We start from the raw sequence: 18,462 nt of genomic DNA, 5'->3' as shown, positions 1-18,462 counted from the left end.
GGGTGCGGCGCTAGAGGTCGGGGTCGTCGTCGGGCCGGGCGAGCCAGGTCGCGAGCTGTTCGACGGCGTCCTCGAACTGTGGGTGCAGGTCGACGAAGGTGCGCAGCGCGTCGGCGAGCCATTCGAAGGACACCGACTCCTCGCCGCGCCGGTTGGCGAGCTCCTCGATGCCACGGTCGGTGAAGTACATGCCTGGACGGTATCGGGTCGTACGAGTCGCGCAGGCGTGCAAGGTCGCGAAACGAGATCCGGCGGTGGGCCGGGCCCGTGGCAGTCAGGGCTCGGCCCACCGCCGGCTTGGGCCGCTGTCGTCGCGTGTCCTGCTATGCGTCGCTGTGCGTACGCTTGCTGCTATGTAGCCGCCCGGTCGCCTACTGCGGACCAGCTCAGGTGCTGCGGCCCGCAGCAGGCTGGCGGGTCGGAGCCGCGCCGATCGTGCACTGCGGCCGCCTGGCGCCAGGCGGCCGCAGTGGCACGGTCAGGCGTCAGTCGCTGAAGGCCGCCTCGACGAGAGCTGCCTGCTCCCGCTCGTGCACCCGGGACGAGCCGGAGGCCGGGGCGGCCGAGGCCCGCCGCGAGACCCGCCGCAGCCGCAGGCCCTCGGGCAGCGACTCGGGCAGGTTCAGCGCCATGTGCGGGTAGGCGCCCTGGTTCGCCGGCTCCTCCTGGACCCAGACGAGGTCGGTCAGGTTCGGGTACCGGCTCAGCAGCGCGGCGAGCTCCGGCCCGGGGGTCGGGTAGAGCTGCTCGACGCGCAGCAGGGCGAAGCGCTGGGCGTCGTTGCGCTTCTCCTTGGCGGCGGCGAGGTCGTAGTAGACCTTGCCGGCCGACAGCAGCACCCGCCGCACGCTGGCCGGGTCGCTGACCGAGGCGTCGTCGATGATCGGCTGCCAGGCGCCGCCGGTGAGCTCCTCGACGGTGCAGGCGGCGGCCTTCAGCCGCAGCATCGACTTCGGCGTGAAGACGATCAGCGGCCGGCGCACCGGTGACAGCGCCTGCCGGCGCAGCAGGTGGAAGTAGCTGGCCGGGCTGGACGGGGCGGAGACGGTCATGTTGCCGTCGGCGCACAGCGAGAGGAACCGCTCGATACGGGCCGAGGAGTGGTCCGGCCCCTGGCCCTCGTACCCGTGCGGCAGCAGCAGGGTCAGCGAGGAACGCTGGCCCCACTTCGCCTCACCGGCCGAGATGAACTCGTCGATGATCGACTGTGCGCCGTTGGCGAAGTCGCCGAACTGCGCCTCCCACAGCACCAGGGTGTCGTCCCGGGCCACCGAGTAGCCGTACTCGAAGCCCATCGCGGCGAACTCGGAGAGCAGCGAGTCGTAGGTGTAGAAGGTGCCGACCCGGGAGCCGTCGTCGTTGCGTAGGGTGCGCAGCGGCGTGTGGTCCTCCGCGGTGTAGCGGTCGACCAGCACGGAGTGCCGCTGGCCGAAGGTGCCGCGGCGGCTGTCCTGGCCGGTGAGCCGCACCGAGGTGCCGCCCAGCAGCAGGCTGCCGAACGCGATCATCTCGGCGAGCGCCCAGTCGATGGCCCCGGTCTCGACCATCTGCGGGCGGCGTTCGATCTGCGGCCGCAGGCGCGGGTGCATCACGAAGCCGTCCGGCAGGTTGACCTGGGTGTCGACGATCTTCTTGACGATCTCCAGCGGCACCGCGGTGGTGACCGCGGCGGCTGCGGCGGCCTCGGCCGGGGTGGTGACGATCCGCGGCTGCGGCGTGGGCCGGGTCGTGGTCTCCCTGGTCTCGGCGAACGCCTTCTCCAGCTCGGCCCGGTAGCTCTTCATCGCCAGCTCGGCCTCGTCGCGGGTGATGTCCCCACGGCCGATCAAGGCCTCGGTGTAGACCTTGCGCACCGACCGCTTGGAAGCGATCGTGTCGTACATCAGCGGCTGGGTGAAGGACGGCTCGTCCATCTCGTTGTGACCCCGCCGGCGGTAGCAGACCAGGTCGATGACGACGTCCTTGTTGAACTCCTGCCGGTAGGCGAACGCCAGCGCCGCCACCCGGACGCACGCCTCCGGGTCGTCCCCGTTGACGTGGAAGATCGGCGCCTGCACCATGCGCGCCACGTCGGTCGCGTAGACCGAGGAGCGGCTGGACGTCGGTGAGGTGGTGAAGCCGACCTGGTTGTTGATGACCACGTGCACGGTGCCACCGGTGCGGTAGCCGCGCAGCTGGGAGAGGTTCAGCGTCTCGGCGACCACACCCTGGCCGGCGAACGCGGCGTCACCGTGGATCAGCACCGGCAGCACCGTGAAGCCTTCGAAGCCCTTGTCCAGGACGTCCTGCTTCGCCCGGGCGACACCTTCGAGGACGCCGTCGACCGCCTCGAGGTGCGACGGGTTGGCGACCACCGAGACGGGGACGGTGCGCCCCTCCTGGTCGGTGTAGACGCCGTCGGCACCCAGGTGGTACTTGACGTCACCCGAGCCGTGCGCGGTCTGCGGGTCGACGTAGCCCTCGAACTCGTCGAAGATCTGCCGGTACGACTTGCCGACGATGTTCGCGAGCACGTTGAGCCGCCCGCGGTGCGCCATGCCGATGACGACCTCGTCGAGCGTGGCCTCCGCCGCCCGGCCGAGGATCTCGTCCAGCAGCGGGATCGTCGACTCGGCGCCCTCGAGCGAGAACCGGCGCTGGCCGACGTACTTGGTCTGCAGGAACGACTCGAAGGCCTCGGCGGCGCCGAGGCGCTCCAGGACGTACAGCTGCTCGGCCGGGTCGGGCCGCTCCGCGGAGCGCTCGACGCGGGCCTGGATCCAGGTGCGCTCCTCCGGCTCCTGGATGTGCATGTACTCGATGCCGACCCGACGGCAGTAGGAGTCACGCAGGACGCCGAGGATGTCCCGCAGCCGCATCGTGCGCTGCCCGGCAAAGCCACCCACCGCGAACTCGCGGTCGAGGTCCCACAGGGTCAGGCCGTGGCCGATGATGTCCAGGTCGGGGTGGCTGCGGATGGCGAACTCGAGCGGGTTCGTGTCGGCCATCAGGTGACCACGCACCCGGTAGGCGTGGATGAGCTCCATCACCCGGGCGCCGTGGTCGAGGTCGCCCTCGTGGTGGGCGGAGATGTCGGGCAGCCAGCGGATCGGCACGTAGGGGACCCGCAGCGACGCGAAGATCTCGTCGTAGAACCCGTCGGCGCCCAGCAGCAGCTCGTGGATGCGCCGCAGGTACTCGCCGGACTGCGCGCCCTGGATGATCCGGTGGTCGTAGGTGCTGGTCAGCGTCATGATCTTGGAGATCGCGAGCTTCGTCAGGGTCTGCTCGGAGGCGCCCTGGAACTCGGCCGGGTACTCCATGGCACCGACGCCGATGATCGTGCCCTGGCCCTCCATGAGGCGCGGGACGGAGTGCACCGTCCCGATGCCGCCGGGGTTGGTCAGGCTGATCGTGACGCCGGTGAAGTCGTCCATGGTCAGCTTGTTCGTGCGGGCCCGGCGGACGAGGTCCTCATACGCCAGCCAGAACTGGCTGAAGTCGAGGGTCTCGGCCTTCTTCACCGCGGCGACGACGAGCTGGCGCCCCTTGGGCGTGACCAGGTCGATCGCGAGGCCGAGGTTGATGTGCTCCGGCTGGACGAGCGTCGGCTTGCCGTCGATCTCGGCGTAGGACGCGTTCATCGCCGGGTGGTCGATCAGGGCCTTCACCATGGCGTAGCCGATCACATGGGTGAAGGAGATCTTCCCGCCGCTGGACCGCGCGAGGTGCCGGTTGATGACGATGCGGTTGTCGGCCAGCAGCTTCGCCGGCACCGCACGCACGGACGTCGCGGTCGGGACGTGCAGCGAGGTCTCCATGTTGGAGACCACCCGGGCGGACGCGCCGCGCAACGGGGTGCGCTCCCCGGCCGCGACCGGGGTCGCGGGCTTGGCCGGCGCGGAAGCCGGCTTCGCGACCGCATCCGTGCTCGCGGCGGCAGGCGCCGCGGCCGGTGCCGCCGGCGCGGGAGCCGCCGGGACCGCTGGCGCCGGGGCCGGGACCGGTGCCACGCTCGCGGTGGCAGCCGGAGCGGAGGGGGTCGAAGGCGTCGGCGTTGACGCGGGACTGGGGGCGGTGGCACCGCTCGCCTGCGCGTTCCCGGCAGCCGGGTTCGCGGGGCGGTAGTCGGAGAGGAACTCGCGCCATTCGGGGGAGACGCTCTCCGGGTCCTCGAGATACTGCTGGTAGATCTCGAAGACCAGCCACTCGTTAGGGCCGAAGTCAGGTTCTGACGCGGGTACCGTCGGTGCTGTCACGGAGCCAATCGCCTCTATCCACGGTGTACATCTCAGCCTGTTCGCAGGCCCTTCGCTACCGTCTGCTCAGGTTACCCGTTGTGGACGGACACCCCGAAGCTGCCCTCCCCGGCGTCGCGTCACATTCGTCCCGTTGTGTCAGGGCTGATCGCCTCCTGCCGGCGCCACGATCCACTCGCTCGGCCCGATGGTGATCTCGCCTGTGCCGCTGGCAAAGACGGGTTGTCCACGCGATTCCCCGCCGGCCTACGGCGCTGCGCGTGAGGTCACATTAAGACCCAACAGGTGGTTTCGTACCTGGTGCCGGCTCAGCCTTACCGGCCGCCCGGTACCGCTTCGCGTTGTTGCTCTGGGTAATCAGTGCTCTGGGTGGCCGGTGCTGCCACCGGCCGGCCAGGGCGCCAGCATGTCAGGGACGCCGTCGGAAGTCAGGGAAGCAGGAGGCCGAGTGCCCGATCAGCAGGAGCCGTCCGGCGAGCGGGTCCGGCTCGGAGTGGATGTCGGCGGCACCTTCACCGACCTGGTGGCGGTGGATCCGGACGGTGGGGTGCGGTTCGCCAAGGTTCCCTCCGTTCCCACCGACCCGTCCGACGCGGTGCTGGCCGCGGTGGCCGCGGCCGGCCTCGCCCCGGCACAGGTCGGCACCTTCGCCCACGGGACCACGGTGGCCACCAACACGCTGCTGGAACGCGCCGGGGCCCGCACCGCGCTGGTGACCACCCGGGGCTTCCGGGACGTGATCGAGATCGGCCGGCAGAACAGGCCGTCCCTCTACGACCTGACCAGGGACCGCCCGCCCAGCCTCGTCCCGCGCGAGCTGCGCTTCACCGTCGCCGAGCGGTGCGGGCCGACCGGGGTGATCGAGCCGCTGCGCGACGACGACGTCGCCCGGGTCGTCGAGGAGGTTGCGGCCGTCCCCGACCTCGCGGCCGTCGCCGTCTGCCTGCTGTTCTCCTTCGCCTTCCCGGCCCATGAGCAGGCCGTCGCCACGGCGCTGCGGCGGCGGCTGCCGGGCGTCACGGTGGTCGCCTCCAGCGAGGTGCTGCCGGTGTTCCGCGAATACGAGCGCTTCACCACCGCTGTCGCCGACGCCTATCTGACCCCCGGACTCTCCACCTATCTGCGGCGCCTGGAGCACCGGTGCGCGCGGCGGTCGCTCACCGTCCCGATGATCATGCAGTCGTCGGGCGGTGTCACCGAGCTCGCCGAGGCGGCCGGGCACGCCGCCCGCTGTGTGCTGTCCGGCCCGGCCGGGGGCGTCGTCGGCGCCGCCTACGTCGCCGGCCTGTCCGGGGTCCGTGACCTGCTCACCTTTGACATGGGCGGGACGTCCACCGATGTCGCGCCCGTGCTCGGCGGGCGGGCGCTCACCACGTCCGAGTCGGTGCTCGCCGGGGTGCCGATCATGCTGCCAACGGTGGACGTCCACTCGGTCAGCGCGGGCGGCGGCTCGATCGCCTGGGCGGACGCCGGTGGCGCCCTGCGGGTCGGCCCACGTTCGGCCGGAGCCGACCCCGGCCCGGCCTGCTACGGGCGCGGCGGCACCCTGCCGACGGTCACCGACGCCGACCTCTACCTGGGCTACCTGGCCGACGGTGCCGGGCTCGGCGGCGAGGTCACGCTCTCCCGGGCGGCGGCCGAGGCGGCGCTGAGCGGGCTCGGTGCCGAGCTGGGCCTCACCCCGGCACAGGCCGCCGCCGGGGTGGTGGCCGTCGCCGACGCGGAGATGACCCGGGCGCTGCGGGTCGTCTCCGTCGAACGTGGCATCGACCCGCGTGAGCTGGTCCTGGTGGCCTTCGGCGGGGCCGGTGGGACGCACGCCTGCGCGCTGGCCGAGGAACTCGGCATGTCCCGGGTGCTGGTCCCGCTGGCCGCCGGGGTGCTGTCGGCGCTCGGGCTGGCGATCGGGGACGTCCGGCGTGACCACGCCCGCCCGCTTATCGGCCGGCTCGGCGAGGTCGATCTCGCCCGCGCCTTCGCCGACCTGGCCGCGACCGCGGCTGCGGAGGCCGACCTGGCCGCTGCTGCAGATGCTGGACCGGCCGCGGACGCCGAGCCGGGGCAGGCCTCCGCGGGATCGCCGGCCGTCCTCCAACGGCGCGTCGACTGCCGGTACGCGGGCCAGTCCCACGAACTGACCATCGACGTCGCCGAGCCCGGGGACGCTGCCGGGGACGGGCCCGGGGACGCCTCGGTCGACGCCGCCTCGATGGCCCAGGCCGTGCGTGCCGCCTTCGAAGCCGAGCATCTGCGCAGATACGGGCACATCGCCCCGGAGCGCGAGATCGAGACGGTCGCGGTGCGCCTGGTGGTGACCGTGCGCGGTCCGAGGCCCGTCCCCGTCGCCCCACCCGCCGACCCGACCGCTCGACGCGGACGCCGGCAGGCCTGGCTGGACGGTGCGTGGCGGGACGTCGAGGTGGCCCCGCGGGCCGCGCTGGGCGCCGGCGACGTCGTCGCGGGCCCGGCGGTGGTCGAGTTCGCCGAGGCCACCTGCCTGCTCCGCCCCGGCTGGACGGGCACCGTCGACGACATCGGGACCCTCGTCCTCACCCGTCAGTTGTAACGGACGGGAACAGGCGGGCGCAGTGCCGCGTTAGGATGAGCAGTGCCGGTCCGTATCATGGCCCCCGGACCCATATTGAGTCGCTACGTGCGACATCACGCCGTGAGGCGACCTGGCGGGCCGGCACCCACAATCCTGGTTTTGCGTGTTCGCCCGTTTTTGCGGGCTCCCTGGTGGGTTGTGGGATGTTGGCCGGTGGGGCCGAGCCCCCCCGAGCCCCCCACGGCTGGCGAGGTTGGGGGTGTGAGTGTGTCCCTGCGTTTTGAGGGGGCTCTCCCTGGGGCGCCGATATTGATCTGGCGGTCTGCGCTTTCCCGCTGCGTGGTGACCCAGCAGGGATCCGGCGTCGCCACAGTGTCGGTGTAATTCCGCCGACTGACGCGAAATGTGGCACAGAGTCGCTTGCTGATCGGCAAGGAGTGAGGGTTTCGGTTGGTGTGGCGGCCAGGATCCTCAGTTCTTGCTTTGTGGCAGTCGGCGGCAGCGGAAGCCCGAGGCTCGGTCGGCGGGGCTTCGGGGTTCTGATGATTTTGGCGTCGTGCGCGCCGGCACCACGGATCCTGTGACGGCCGGACATCTACGCTTGTCGGGTGCGACGCCGGCCGATCATCGCTCTGCTCGGGGTGGACGGGTCGGGTAAGACGACCCAGGCCAGACGGCTCGCGGCCTGGTTGAACGGGCAGGGTGTGCCGGCCCGCTACTTCGAGAACGCCGGCGGTCGCCCGATCTGGGATGCGTTGGCGAGGCTGCTCGGCCGCACCGACGGGCAGGCGCTGTTCGGCCGCCGCGCGTACGTCGTGATCGAGGCCTCCATGCGCTGGGTGGCGGTCAGCCGGGCGCTCGCGCTGTCCTGGCTGACCGGCCGGGTAGCGGTGATGGACCGCTACGCCTACTGCCAGTATGCGATCATGCGTGCCCGCGGCGATCGTGGCGAACGCCGGGTGCGTGCCGCGTTTCGCCGGTTCCCTGCGCCTGACCTGGTGTGCTACCTGTCCGTCCCGGCTGGGCTTGCGCAGCGGCGGGTGGAGCAGCGCGGGCGCGACCATGAGGAGCTCGACTACCTCGTCGCCTTCGACGAGGCGTACCGCTCCCTGCCGGAGGCCTCGTCGTTCGCCGTCGTCTCGGCCGAGGGGGCATGCGAGGAGGTCCAGACGGCCTTGCGGGTGACCGTCCAACCGGTGGTCGCCCGGTTCCGGGCGGACTGAGTCCCCGGAGGACGCCGCGGTCTTCGGATCAGGCGAAGTGGTCCCAGCCGGGCTGGTCGTGCTGGTCCCGGCCGTTGACGAGGACGCCGTGGTCGCGCGTGCCGGCGTCGGCCGGCCGCTCGTTCAGGACACGTCCGATCACGGTGCAGCCCGCCGGAAGCTCCGTGCCGGGGGCGACGCAGGCGACCAGTGCGTGATCGTCCCCGCCGGTCAGCACCCAGCCGAGTGGATCCGCGCCCAGTGCCGCGGCGGCGGTGCTGATCCGAGCGGGAACCGGGATGAGGGCGGTGTCGAGGTCGACCCACACCGATGAGGCCGCCGCGATGTGACCGAGATCGGCGAGCAGGCCGTCGGACACGTCGCACATGGCGTGCGCGCCGGCCGCGGCCAGCTGCGGGCCGAGTGGATAGGGCGGCTGCGGCCGCCGGTGGGCGGCGACCAGCTCGGCGTATTCGGGATCGTCCAGGCGCACGGCGGGTGCCGCCGCGGTGCCGCCGGTAGCAGCGGTGGAGCCGGTGGCGGTAGCAGCGGTGCCGGTCGCGGTGGCACTGGCGGCACTGGCGGCACCAGTGGTGGCAGTGGTGGCAGTGGTGGCGCGGAGCAGCGCGAGGCCGGCCTGGGCCCAGCCGAGCCGGCCGGCCAGGACGACGAGATCCCCGCCGCGTGCGGTGTCCCGGCGTACCGGTGCGCGGCCGGCCAGATCGCCGAGCGCGGTGATCCCGAGCACGATGTTGTCGGACGAGCTGATGTCGCCGCCGGCGACCGAGGCGCCGACCAGCTCGCACTCGTCGCGCAGGCCGTCGGCGAACTGCTCGGCCCAGGCGATCGGCAGGCTCCGCGGAGCACCCAGGCCGACGACCAGGGCGGTCGGCCGGGCACCCATCGCGACCACGTCGGAGAGGTTCTGTGCCGCGGCCTTGCGGCCCACGTCATAGGCGGAGGACCAGTCCCGCCGGAAATGCCGGCCTTCGAGGAGCAGGTCGGTCGTGATGACGACCCGGCCGTCGGCGCTGGCCACCACGGCGGCGTCGTCGCCGGGCCCGAGCAGGACGTCCGGGCCGGCCGGCAGGCGTCGGGTGATCGCCCGGATCAGCCCGAACTCGCCGAGATCCGCGACAGTCGGTCCGGACCCGTCGCCGGTGGCCGTGGCGGTTGTACCCGGTGCCGCCGTGTCGGGTGCGGGCGCATCCGCTGCGGGGACATCCGCGGTGTCATCGGTGTCGGGTCTGCTGGTGCTCATGGCCCGGCCCACGCTATCGGTCCGGGCTGGGGTTGCCGCGCGGGTCGGTGTTCTGCCGGGATTCAGTCGGGATTCGGCGCTGTTAACGAGGTAATTGACGCCGACTGCAACATCCACGACATCGTGACGTCATCTTCCGCTGCGACTCTGACGCGCGTGCATCACCCTCAGCGCCGTTGTCGGCGGCCGGCTCGTCCGATAGCCGTGCGCGTCGTCCGTGAGCCCGTGGGGCCTCGCGTCGGCGTCCGTCCCAATGCGGGCGGCGAGCGATGACCGGGCTCCCGCGGGTGTGCACAGGGCGCCGACCCGGCCTCGCCGGGCGTCGGCACGGGTAGGGCGCGAGTGGCCCTGCAGCCGGGACGAGGAAAGATCGAGGGCCGGCACTATCTGCCGTCCACCCCGGAGACGATCAGCTGGGGTGCCCTCCCGAACGCGCGGACGCGACCGGTGCTCAGCGTGGACTCTGGCACGACCGTCACCATAGACACGGTCAGCCAGGAAGGCATTCTCGAGGACCAGGGCCGCGATCCCGATGCCTTTCTCGGGGGTTTCGGGGTCGTCCCCTCGGAGGTGTTGGAGGACGCGCGGGCCATCGCCGCGTCCGGCGTTCCACACCGGTTCGGCACAGACGGCTCGGATGTGGTGACGGGCCCGATCCACGTACGTGGCGCCATCCCCGGCGACATGCTGCGGATCGACATCCTCACGCTGCACCCGCGGGCCCGATATGGCGTGATCTCCACCCGGCACGGCGCGGGCCTGCTCGCCGGGGAGTTCCCGGAGACGCCGGCACCGGCCCTCGACGCCGACGCGCGGCGCTGGCAGGGCTATCGCACGGTGACGTCCTTCTGCGCGGTGGAGCGCCGCCGGGGGCGGCTGTTCGGGGCCATGCCGAGCGGGAGCCAAGGGCGCATCCGCTTTCCGTTGAACCCGTGCCTGGGGATCATGGCTGTCGCGGCCGACGTGACGGACGATGCGATCACGTCGCGCTCGACCGGTGCCTTCGGCGGTGCGCTGGACTGCCGGGAACTCGGGCCCGGCGCGCATCTGTACCTGCCCGTCCAGGTGGCGGGGGCGCTTTTCGTGGTTGGCGACCCCCACTATTCCGTGGGCGACGGGATGATCGGGGCGACCGCGCTGGAGGGTCCGCTGCGGGCCACCCTGCGCCTGGTCACCCTGCGGGACGCGGCGGCGACCGCCGCGCTCGGCGCGCTGCGTGAGCCGTTCGTCGAGACCGAGGAGCTGTGGATCACCACGGGCTTCGACCCTGATCCGCGGGAGGCGGTGCGCCGGGCGGCGCGGGCCGCGGTGAGGTTCCTGCAGACCAGGGGCGGCCTGCAGCGCGCGGACGCGGCCGCCTACCTCGCGGCGGCGGCGGACTTCGGTATCGGCCGGCTGACCGACGGCCACGGGACCGGCTTCTGCCGGATCCGCCGTTCGGACTTCAACGAGCCGGCACCGGTCAAGTCACGGCTGCCGCGCGGCGGCTTCGCCCGGATCGTCGGTGCCTCCGACTCCGACTCGACGCCCGACTCCGACTCGACACCCGAAGCCGGGTCGATGCCCGAAGCCGAGGTGGGACGTCCCGGCGCTGACCGTCAGATCATCGTGCCGGAGCCGACCCAGGAGGCGGTGACCGCCGCCGGCCAGGCCGGGACCGACGAACCGGCCACCTAGTTCGGCGTAGGTCGGCAATCGGACGGACGCGGCTACGCGGCTACGCGCTACGCGGCTGAGGGCCGCCACCGGTCCGAGAAGCCGGTTGCCCGGTTTGGCGCGTCGCAGGAGTGAACGATTTTGGTCGTGCCAACGACCAAAATCCTCACTTCTTGCGGGTCGCCAGGTGGCCCTGCGCCCCTTTTGTTCCTCTTGAGGTGAATTGCTGGTGCTGCCCGGCGGCGCGGAATCCCCAATGGGGGTGGCCGTGCGCCCGGCGGTCCGGCAGACCACCCGGTCGGGGGTCTGCCGGACCGCCGGGGTCAGAGCGCCGTCGGAGGAACGTCGTCGAGGCCCTCCAGCTCGGAAAGCTGGATGGGACGCCAACGCTGGCGGCGTTCGTCCGGGTCGGCGTGCACCGAGGCCACACCGGGACCAGCGGTGTCGGATGCGGCGGGAGCGTGGCCGGCCGACGGACGGCTGGACGCGAGGTCGTCCGTGTCAGCCGTGCCACCGGTCGCCCCACCGGCCGCGGTGGCGGAGGCCGCCGGTCCGGCGTCGGTCTGCCCGCCGGTCGGCACCGCCGCGATGCTCGCGTCCGGGACGACCGGTGCGCCGGGCGAGACAGCGTCCTCCGACCACTGATCCGGCCCGGAGGGGAGGTCGTGCATGGCGGGGAAGCCGCTGGGTGACGTCCCCACGGACGCCCAGCCGGTGGGCGAGCCGCCGGATGTCGTCCAGGCGCCGGCAGCGCCCGAGCCGGTCGTGCCGGAGCTGGTCGTGCCGCCCGCGGACGGCCGCGGCAGGCCCGGTGTGCTCGGGAACAGGTCCCGCGCCGTGGACCTCCCCGCGTCCCGTGGTTCCGGCACCGGCAGGGCCGAGGGGCGCACGGGAGCTGAATCCCGCCCGGGTGCGGTGGTGTCACCGGTGGGCCGTGGCGCCGGCCTCGACTCGCTCTCCGGCCGCACCGAGCCGGCCGTGGCCGCCGACGGGGCCTCCGCGGCCGCGGCCGTCGACCCCGCCGGAGTGAACGCCGCGGGGGCGGGCGTCGCGGGAGTGGATGTCGTGGGAGTGGACGGTGCCGCGATGGACGTCGCCGAAGCCCCCGGTGGGAGGGCTCTCGGTGCCGGGGCCGAGGGCAGGGTGGTGCCGGCGGGCACCGGGCTCGCGTACTCGGGCGCGGTCAGCAGCTGGGTCACGTGCATCGCCGGGTCGGGATGGTTCGGCGTCACCGGCAGGTGCGCCGGGGTGGCGATCGGCAGGATTCCCGCGGCGGCGAGCCGGGGCCACAGCGGGGCGAGCGCCGCCTCCGGGTCGATCTCGAACTCGGACCGGCGAATCCGCCAGATCCGCCAGCCGACCCGGCGCAGCTCCCGCTCACGGGTCAGGTCGCGCTCGACGTCGTCGGTGGAACGGGTGGTGTCCCCGTCGCACTCGACGGCGAGCCGGGCCCGCCCCCCGGACACGACCAGGTCGAACCGGCGGCCGTTGATCTCGACCTGCGGTGTCACGTGGTAGCCGCGGGTGGCCAGGGCGAGGAAGACCCGCTGCTCGAACAGCGAGTCGAAACGCGGATGCGGCAGGACCGGGCTGACCTCGGACGCGGCGACCGGCGCCGCCGAGATGGCCGTCGGCGTCGACCCCGAATGTGCCAGCACGTAGCTGAGGTAGCTGTGCCGCAGGTCGACGGGTTCCAGGTCGGAGGCCGAGACCGAGTGGAACAGCCAGACCTGGTCGCGGGCCCGGGACGCGGCCACGTTGAACCTGCGCTGGTACTCCAGGCGGGTCAGCGAGGTGGTCGACGTGCCGGGCGCGATGACCAGGGAGAGGAAGATGACGTCCCGCTCGTCGCCCTGGAAGTCGGGCGGCGATCCGACCCGCAGCCGGCGCCGCTGCTGCTCGGCGGCGGACATCCGGGAGACGAGCTCGGAGCGGATGAGCTCGGCCTGGGCGGTGCCCTGCAGTACGACGATGCCGAAGGTCAGGCCCCGGTAACGCGGATCCTCGGCGCATTTCAGCACCTGGGTGACCAGCGCCTCCGCCTCGACGGGGTTGCGCGGGCCGTCCGCCGTCGGGGTGGTGTAGGCGTGCGGGACGTACTGGGCCCGCAGCGGGGTGAGCCGGTCGACGCCGAACTGCCGCAGCGGGATCAGCGGTGCGTCGCGGTAGAACATCGCCGACGACCACTCGATGATCTCCGGCATGCAGCGGAAGTGCTCGCGCAGCCGGACGACGTCGCCGAACCTGGTCCGCAGCAGGGAGAACAGGCTGGACCGCGGGGTGAAGCCGACCCGCAGCCAGCTGGGGATGTCCGGCAGCAGGGTGTCGAGCCGGTTGAAGACCGGTTCGAGCTCCTCGGCGGAGGCGTCCGGCGGCGTGCACTGCCGGTCGTCGCCGACGACGATCACCCGCGGTGCGAGCCAGAGCAGGAAGAGGCTTTCGAGGCCGGCCTGGCTTCCCTCGTCGACGATCACCACGTCGAAGCTGTCCCGTACCGCCGGGATGGTCGACAGCACCTCGCTGATCGGCATCACCCAGGCCGGGACGGCGGTCTGCGCGATCCGCATCGCCTCCCGGGCGGCCTGCCGGTAGCGCTCGGCGTGCCGGCCGGTGAAACGGCCGCCGGCGGCCATCGCGTCGGCGTAGGCGCGCAGGGCCGCCGACTGCTCGGTGCCCATCCGTTCCAGGCAGTGCTTCCAGGCCAGCGATCCGGCCAGCTCGGCGGTCGCGGAGGCGACCAGCTCGTCGGCGGCGTCGAGGTCGGCGTCCAGGTCGCTCTGGTCGGTGGCGCGGACGCGGGCGAGCCAGGTCGCGGCGACGGCGTGCGACCACGCCTTGCCGAAGGACTCGAACAGCTCGCCGAGGGCCGCCGGGCCGGTGGCGCCCTGACCGCCCTGACCTGCCTGACCCGTGTGACCTGCCTGGCCGGACGTCCCGTGGCTGGCCGCGCCCTGGCCGGCGAACAGACGTCCCGCCTGCAGCAGGTCGGCCAGGACGGGGTGGGCCTCCCGGACCCGGCCGAGCAGCTCGTCGCGGCGGCGGGCGCGGGCGCGGCCGTTCAGCGCGTCCGCCGTGGCCTCCAGGGCCGCGACATAGCCGGCCGGGTCGCGGGCCTCGACCGCCATGGCGAGCAGGGCCAGCTCGTCGACGGCATCCGGCTGGGCGGCGGCGGCGACGAGCTCGGCGGTGAGGTCCCGCAGCCCGGTGCCCGCGGCCGTGGCGGCCTGCCGCAGCCGGTACGCGTTCGCGGCCGCGCCCACGTCGTAGCACGCCGTCGGGGAGTCCAGCGGGATCCCGTGCGCGCCGAGCGCGTCGAGCAGCGCCGCCAGCCGGCCGCGGGCCGCCACGGCGACGTCGATGGCCCGCGCCACGTCCTGCGCCTCGGTGAGGCGGGCCAGCCGGACCTCCAGCTCCGCGGACGGGTCCGGGGCGACGCTGAGCAGGGACCAGGCGCGGGTCGCCGCGTCGAGCGCGACCTCCGCGCGCAGCCGGAAAAGCGCCAGGTCCAGCAGCTCCGGGGTGCGGGGCGGGACCCCGTCGACGCTCGTCTCCTCGAGCAGGACCCGGGCGTCCTTCTGCGCCTTCGACCGGAAGAACCGGCGCAGCGTGCCGCCGGCGTCCATGTGCTCGCGCAGCGCGATGGCGGAGGACAGCAGCGCGATCGCGTCGGGCCCGCGGCCGTCGGGGTAGCGGGGGAGCTCCACCTGGTGCAGGCCGAGCTCGACCACCGCCGCGGTCGCCTCCGCGATCGCGGGCGCGGCGGCGGCGACCTTCGTCCACAGCACCGCGGCCCGGCCGGCGAAGGCGTCGGCGAGCGCGTCCGCCGCCCACGGCTGCCGGACGGCGAGCCGGGCGATGATCTCCGCCGCGCGCAGCACACCGTCGACGGCGGCGGCCAGCCGGTCGGCCGCCTCGTCGCCGGCCAGGGCGAGCGCGTGCGCCAGCACGGGAACCATGGCCGCCGCCTGGCGGGACAGCGCCTGCTCGGCGGTCTCGGCGGCGTGCAGGGCACCCTGCTCGGCGTAGGCCAGCGCGGTCAGCTCGGAGCGGGTGGGTAGTTCGCCGAGCTCCGGTGGCAGCCCGAACGCCCGCTGCTCACGCAGTGCGGACAGCGCGATCGCCGAGGTGATCGGGGATGGAACGGTCGGCGGGTCGGATGGTCCCGTGGACTCCGCCCCGACGGCCTGACCAGCCTGACCAGCCTGACCGGCCGGTGCCCCCGTCCCGGCTGAAGCACTTGGACCACCCTGGCGTCCTGCTCCAGCCGCGTCCGAGGCACGTTCCGGCCCGGCGCCACCGCCACCATGGCCCGGCTGGGCGGGTTGACCTGGCCGCGCGGAATGTCCGGGCTGCGGGGACTGTCCCGGCTGGGCGGGGTGCGCCTGGCCGTCCGCCGGCACGGGCGCGGCGGGCAACGCGGGTGGTGCGGGCGGTGCTGGGAGGGTGGCGGGAATGGTCCGGACGAGCCGTCCCCCGATGGTGATCCGCAGCGGTGTGGTCGGCGCGCTGGACGGGTCGCCCGGCCCGCCGTGCTGCTGTCCGGGGCCACCGAAGCCGCGCATCGCCGAGGAGACGGGGTCGGGTGTCGTCAGCAGGCGCCACAGTTCGGCGGCTTCGGAGTCGTTGAGCGGCGGGCGTGGCCAGCCACCACCCTCCGGCCCGGGGACGGGAACGGGAATCCATCCGTGTTCGGAGGCCTCGTCGCGCAGCCGCGCGGCGATCTCGGCGCGGGTGCCCGACCAGCCGGCGCCGACCTCGTACGTGCCGTGCCGGCGCCACTCGGCCGCCCGCCGTGCCGCCACCGCGGTGGCGATCCGTTCCCGCTCGGAGACCGCCGAATCCCGGCGCTGGCGTGCCGTCCGAATCCGCTCGTCCTGGGATCCGGCGTCGTAGACGGCCTTCTGGGCGGCCAGCGCGCTGACGCTGGTGGCGAGCTCGCCGGCACCGCTCTCGGCGTCCTCGGTGAGCGAGACGCACAGCCGGCGAAGCTCGGGCGGGAGCTTCTCCTGCAGCACCCGCAGGGCCTGGCCCTTCTGGCTGGTCACCAGGACCCGGCGGCCTTCGGCGAGCAGCGCGCTGATCAGGTTCGCGATGGTGTGGGTCTTGCCGGTGCCCGGTGGGCCCTCGACGACGACCCCGTTGTCCAGCCGCAGCCTGCGCATCACCCGGGTCTGTTCCGGGCTGATCGGGAGCGGCGAGAGCCAGTCCCCGGCCACGTCGGCATCGGACGCATCCGGCGAGCCGGGGGAGCTGGATGAGCCGGAGCCGGGAGAGCCGGAGCCGGTGGAGTCGGTGGGGCCGGCGAGGGTGCCCGTGGGGCGGGGGGCGAGGGCCAGGCGGCCTGGTTCGGTGCCCTCCGCCGTGGCGAGCCAGGCGAGGCGCTCGGACGTGTCGAGGGTTTCCACCAGCTGGGCGAGTCCCAGCGGCGGCAGGCCGTCGCCGCGCAGCGCGTCCAGCATCTGCTCGTAGTAGTTGAGCAGCGCGGCATGCCCGCGGGAGCGCAGGATGAGCGCCGGCGCGAGGGTGAGCGAGGCGCTGGGGCCGGCCGGGCCGGGCGGTGGCCAGTTCGGGCGGTAGCCCTCGGTCGGGCCGTCGACGGCGAGCGTGAGCCAGTCCCGCAGGAGTCGCTCGTCGTCGGCGCCCAGCGGCGCCGCGTCACGTGAGCGGAGTCGCTCGTGCAGCGCGTTGGTCCGTTCCGGCCGGAACGCCGGGACCCGGTCGAGGAAGGCGCTGTCCTCCAGCCGGGTGGAGGTACCCGCCGGCACCCGCAGCCGGATGGCCGACGTCATCGGATCGGTCTCGACCACGAGCCGGGTGACGAGCAGATGCCGTCGGACCGGGCGGGGCAGCTTCCAGGTCAGCAGGCCGGTGGCGAGCACCAGCTCCAGGGTGTCGCCTTCCTGGGCCAGGCGCTGCGCGACGCCGTACAGCGTCGTGTGCAGGTGGCGTCGGTCGGCGTCGGCCCGCGCCCGTGAGCTCCACACCTGCCACGCCCGCGCCCACTCCGCGAACGCGGCCGCGACGTCCGCCGGAACCGGCGTCGCGCTCGGATAGGTGGTCGCCGGCTCGCCGGAGGTGCCGGCGCGCCCGTTGCCGGCGGCGCCGGCTGTGCTCGGCTGCCGCGGGCCGGTCACCTCACCGGTGCGCGGCCGGGTGCCGTTGGAACGACGGCCGTTGGACGTCGGCGAGCCGCCCTTGGAGGCCGGCCCCGAGCCGTTCGAGGTCGGTCCCTGGCCGTTCGAGCTTGGCCCGGTGCCGTTGGCGGAGGGCGCCGTGCCGTTGGCGGCGGAGGGGGCGGTGCCGTTGGGCGAAGGTCCCCTGCCGTTGGATGACGGCGCGGCGCCGTTGGACGTCGGCGAGGAACCGTTCAGGGCACCCGATGGCGCGTCACCCGGGCCCGCCGCGTCATCCCGGCCGGGCTGGTCGTCGCCGTGGCCGGCATCGTCGGTGGGGTGGGCCGCGGCCCGCTCCGCCGGGCTCACGGCGGGCAGATCGTAGACGAGCAGCGGGGCCGCGCTCAGGTCCACGTCGGCCGGGGGCACGGGGCCGTGCAGGACGATCCCGTGCTCCGACCGGCCGGCGGACGCCTCCGAGCCACGGACGGGCAGCCGGACCCGGCCACGGAGGATCTCGGGCAGCGGTGGCGCGGGCGGAAGAAGCGCGGCGGCGGGTGCCTCGAGCAGGACCTCGCCGGCACCGGCGGCCTCGAACAGCGACAGGCCGGAGGGCAGGCCGGCGAGCCAGATCACCAGCGGGTTCTCGTCGACGTCGACGATCTGCTCGGACTGGGAGACCGCCACCTCGTGCAGGAAGCGCACGAGCCGGTGGCAGCGGTCGGTCAGTGCGGCGTAGCGCTCACGACGGGCGAGGTCCAGCGCCCTGGCGTCAGCGGCGTCAGCGGCGTCAGCCGCGGCGGCGTCGCCGCTGCCACCGTCACCGGCGTCACCGACGTCCGGGCCAGGGCGGCCGGTGCCGGTGCCAGTGCCGGTGCTGCTGTGGCTCTCGGTGCGACCGCGGCTCTCGGCTCCGCCGCGGCCCGCCGCGTGATCGGCGCCGATGCCCGGCCGTGGCGCGTCGGAGCTGGCACGGGCCGTGGTCCGGGCGGTCACCCGTGCCGGACGGCGCTCCGCCCCGTCTGTGCCGACGTCCGCCGTGTCCGTGGCCCCTGCGTGAGCCACTCCGGAGTCCACCGAACCCGAGTCCGTCGTCATCTAGTCTCTCCCCGATTCCGGCCGGCGCGTGCCGGCGGCGGAACTCGTGACGGGGCGTCGCGAACGCCCTGTTCCGATCGTTCCGGGACCGGAACACCCGATACCAGAACTAGTGCAAGCCTCCCGGACGAACCAGGACGGTGGCGCCGCGACCCACTGTTTGCGGCACTCGTCCGTATGCGGAGTTGGCCCAGGGGGTGTAGCGGCTGAAATCGATGGCCCGGCGGTGGCCGGCCGTGGTGGACGGAAGTCGCCTGCGGCTGGGCATGGTTGGCCGTGGTCGGTCCGTGGTCGGATGCGGGATTCCGCGTGTTCGGTGGCGTGTCCACCGGCGTGCCGCTGCCCG

The 18,462-nt window shown here is 73.5% G+C and carries 7 protein-coding genes; 3 read left to right on the top strand and 4 right to left on the bottom strand.

Annotated features, from left to right (window positions below):
• Window positions 1–10: 10 nt before the first annotated feature.
• The gene (locus ACG83_RS06440) at window positions 11–190 is read right to left on the bottom strand and encodes a DUF6104 family protein (RefSeq protein ID WP_054565114.1); all 180 of its coding nucleotides are present in this window, start codon (window positions 188–190) and stop codon (window positions 11–13) included.
• 295 nt (window positions 191–485) lie between these two features.
• Window positions 486–4,238, bottom strand: coding sequence for a multifunctional oxoglutarate decarboxylase/oxoglutarate dehydrogenase thiamine pyrophosphate-binding subunit/dihydrolipoyllysine-residue succinyltransferase subunit (locus ACG83_RS06435; RefSeq protein WP_054565113.1), 3,753 nt, complete (start codon window positions 4,236–4,238; stop codon window positions 486–488).
• Between the two features lie 406 nt (window positions 4,239–4,644).
• Here ACG83_RS06435 and ACG83_RS06430 point away from each other — a divergent pair, with 406 nt between their 5' ends.
• Complete coding sequence (locus ACG83_RS06430; protein ID WP_369812855.1) at window positions 4,645–6,804, top strand: hydantoinase/oxoprolinase family protein; 2,160 nt, start codon at window positions 4,645–4,647, stop codon at window positions 6,802–6,804.
• 590 nt (window positions 6,805–7,394) lie between these two features.
• Complete coding sequence (locus ACG83_RS06425; protein ID WP_054565111.1) at window positions 7,395–8,009, top strand: thymidylate kinase; 615 nt, start codon at window positions 7,395–7,397, stop codon at window positions 8,007–8,009.
• 28 nt (window positions 8,010–8,037) lie between these two features.
• Here ACG83_RS06425 and ACG83_RS06420 read toward each other — a convergent pair whose 3' ends face one another.
• Complete coding sequence (locus tag ACG83_RS06420) at window positions 8,038–9,249, bottom strand: thiamine-monophosphate kinase (RefSeq protein ID WP_063792980.1); 1,212 nt, start codon at window positions 9,247–9,249, stop codon at window positions 8,038–8,040.
• A gap of 342 nt (window positions 9,250–9,591) precedes the next feature.
• On the opposite strand from ACG83_RS06420, the gene ACG83_RS06415 reads away from it, so the two are divergent.
• Window positions 9,592–10,926, top strand: a complete 1,335-nt coding sequence (locus ACG83_RS06415) for an acetamidase/formamidase family protein (protein WP_054565110.1) — start codon at window positions 9,592–9,594, stop codon at window positions 10,924–10,926.
• 302 nt (window positions 10,927–11,228) lie between these two features.
• Here ACG83_RS06415 and ACG83_RS06410 read toward each other — a convergent pair whose 3' ends face one another.
• The gene (locus tag ACG83_RS06410; RefSeq protein ID WP_054565109.1) at window positions 11,229–18,116 is read right to left on the bottom strand and encodes an AAA domain-containing protein; all 6,888 of its coding nucleotides are present in this window, start codon (window positions 18,114–18,116) and stop codon (window positions 11,229–11,231) included.
• Between the last annotated feature and the right edge of the window lie 346 nt (window positions 18,117–18,462).

The sequence above is a fragment of the Frankia sp. R43 genome (assembly GCF_001306465.1).
GTDB lineage: Bacteria > Actinomycetota > Actinomycetes > Frankiales > Frankiaceae > Parafrankia > Parafrankia irregularis.
The sequence above is the reverse complement of the archived record's forward strand: the minus strand, read 5'-3'. Positions and strand labels throughout refer to the sequence as shown.